Annotated in this window: 3 protein-coding genes; 1 reads left to right on the top strand and 2 read right to left on the bottom strand. The window is 69.7% G+C overall.

What is annotated here, in order from left to right:
• Nucleotides 1-337: hypothetical protein (locus tag Q2100_RS31030; RefSeq protein ID WP_302917094.1), on the bottom strand; the 337-nt coding region annotated here is incomplete at its 3' end.
• Between the two features lie 91 nt (nucleotides 338-428).
• Here Q2100_RS31030 and Q2100_RS31025 point away from each other — a divergent pair.
• Entirely contained in the window at nucleotides 429-1,124 is a 696-nt protein-coding gene (locus Q2100_RS31025; protein ID WP_302917093.1) for an alpha/beta fold hydrolase, read from the top strand.
• Nucleotides 1,125-1,131: 7 nt separating this feature from the next.
• On the opposite strand, the gene Q2100_RS31020 is transcribed toward Q2100_RS31025, so the two are convergent.
• The coding region (locus Q2100_RS31020) for a DUF4185 domain-containing protein (RefSeq protein WP_302917092.1) at nucleotides 1,132-2,188 on the bottom strand (1,057 nt) is incomplete at its 5' end.

Here is a 2,188-nt window from a genome sequence, read left to right as displayed (position 1 = left end):
CGGGACCGCCGGGACCGAAGGGGCCGCCCCGCTCCGGACCGCCGGGGCCCATCATCGGCGGCGGTCCGCCGTGGTGCATCATCACGCGGTCACCGTGGCCGGGCCCGCCGCGGTGGCCGCCGCCGTCGGAGGCCTTGCCGAGGATGAAGCCGGAGAAGAAGACCACCGCGACGATGAACACGACGCCTGCGACGATGCCGACCCAGGCGGCGGCGGTGGTGACGCGGCTGCCGCGCCGCGGTTCGCGCTCGATCACCGGCGTGGTCGATTCGGTGATGACGGGACGCGTTGCCGTTTCGGAGGTCGCCGGTCCGGAGGATGAAGGTGTTTCGGTCATGACTCACAGCCTGCAAGCGGTGGTGAAGCGCTGATCCAGAATCAGCTATGAATCCGCTGTGAGCGTGTACACCGGCTCGTAGTCTCACGCCATGGCGACCTTTGCCCTGGTCCACGGCGGCTGGCACGGCGCATGGTGCTGGGAGTCGCTCGCTCCCGTGCTGGAGCGCCATGGGCACACGGTTGTCACGATGGACCTCCCGTGCGACGACGCGTCCGCGAGTCTGGACACCTATGCCGATGTCGTGTGCGCCGCCCTCGAAGGAAGCGGCGACGACGTGGTGCTGGTCGGGCATTCCCTGGGCGGCCATACGATTCCGTTGGTCGCGGCCCGACGGCCGATCCGGCATCTGGTCTATCTCTGCTCGGTCGTCCCGAGGATCGGCAGCAGCGTGATGGACCAGGCGGCCGACGAGCCGGACATGTGGAACCTCGGCTTCATTCAGGGGCTGACGGTCGACGAACACGATCGGCAGGTATGGGTCGATCTCGACGTGGCCCGCAGGCACCTCTTCGCAGACTGCGACGACGCCACCGCGACCGCCGCGATCGGCCGGCTTCGACCGCAGGCCGATCACCCGATGGCGCAGACCTTTCCGCTGGCCGAACTCCCAGCGGTCGGCTGCACGTACATCGTCTGCACCGACGATCGGATGATCAACCCCGAATGGTCGAGACGGGTGGCACGCGATCGGCTCGGCGCCGGCGTGGTCGAGCTCCCCGGCAGCCATTCGCCGTTCCTGTCCCGCCCGCAGGCCCTCGCGGAGGTACTGCTCGACCTGGTGTAGCTCGAAATCACCAGGGCTTGAACGGGTTCACTGCGAACTGGATCACCCGGTACGGCGTCCCGCCGCGCGGCATGGTGTTCCACTGGCTGACGAACACCCGCACCTCGTCGAGCGTGGAGCCCGGCGAGATGTAACCGCCGTACGGTTGGGCCAGCCGGTTGACCTCCGGCGGCGGCAGCCGATCCACGGGTTCGGGCCACTCCGGCCAGTCGGTGGCCACCACCACCGTCGTCACCGGCGCCGTGCCCAGGCCCGTCGGGGCGTCTGCCACCCGGACCTCCATGTTGCCGTTGCCCGCGTTGAAGTACGACAGCACCGTCTTGCCGTCGATCTGGCGCACGCTCATCTCACCCACCCGGTCGCCCCACAGCGGCGTGGCCGGCTTGCCCCAGCCGCCGTCCGGACCGGGCAGACCCGACCAGCCCTCCCAGGTCGACCGGTCGGTGAAGGTGTCGGGCTTCGCGCGGTAGAGCACCACCGGTGCGGTGCGGTCGAAGTTGTTGGCCACGATGTACACCCACCCGCCGGGCGAATCCGCCGTGGGGATCGGGTCGTAGTAGCCGCTGATCTGTGACTGCCTGCCGCCGTCGTGGCCGGCCTCCCGCACCGACCCCTCGATCGTCGGCCACTCCCCTTCGGCGGCAGACGCTTTCACCAGTCTCGACGACTGCGGCCGCAGATCGCGGGTGGTGGTGATCATCATCCAGTTCTCCCGGTTGACCTGCACCACCCCGGCGGGCAACTGCGACGACCCCGGCGGCGTCGGGTCGGCGAGCAGCGGGGTGTCGACTCCGGACACCCCGTCGTAGCGCACGCCGTTCGGATCGCCGACGGACTCCGCGTCGACGTGCAATGCGATCGGCGAGTACCACCCGCCGTACCCCACGCCCTGGCCGGCGAAGCTGTCGCCGCACACCTGCAGGATTCCGCTGGGGAATTCCATGAACTCGCACAGGTCGGTCGCGCCGATACCGTAGTCGCTTGTCGCGGTGCCGGTTCCGGCGGTCGGCCCGAGGCGGAGCACCTGTCCGGGCGCCAGCGGCGGCAGCACCGGGCCCGGTGCG

The organism is Mycolicibacterium arseniciresistens (assembly GCF_030519285.1).
Taxonomy (GTDB): domain Bacteria; phylum Actinomycetota; class Actinomycetes; order Mycobacteriales; family Mycobacteriaceae; genus Mycobacterium; species Mycobacterium arseniciresistens.
The sequence above is the reverse complement of the archived record's forward strand: the minus strand, read 5'-3'. Positions and strand labels throughout refer to the sequence as shown.

Coding starts and splice junctions, on each gene's coding strand:
- Q2100_RS31025 (WP_302917093.1), top strand. CDS start 429: ATGGCGACCTTTGCCCTGGTCCACGGCGGCTGGCACGGCGCATGGTGC.